This is a genomic window from Bacteriovorax sp. DB6_IX (assembly GCF_000447775.1).
Lineage (GTDB): Bacteria > Bdellovibrionota > Bacteriovoracia > Bacteriovoracales > Bacteriovoracaceae > Halobacteriovorax_A.
Map to the genome: position 1 here is coordinate 1 of NZ_AUNJ01000135.1, position 209 is coordinate 209.

General features: G+C 40.2%; 1 pseudogene. It reads left to right on the top strand.

Going from position 1 to position 209, the window contains the following annotated elements:
* Window positions 1-209 (top strand): annotated as a pseudogene (locus tag M901_RS04190) (adenosylhomocysteinase); the annotation flags it as partial.

Here is a 209-nt window from a genome sequence, read left to right on the forward strand (position 1 = left end):
ACTCATTCAAAGGACTTGGGGCTAGAGTTGTTGTTACTGAAATCGATTCCAATTTGTGCTCTTCAAGCTGCAATGGAAGGTTTCGAAGTTATGACAATGGACGAAGCTGCTAAGATTGGAGATATCTTCACGACGACTACTGGATGTGTTGATGTTATCAATTCTAAGCACCTAGATAGCATGAAAGATGGTGCTATCGTGTGTAATAT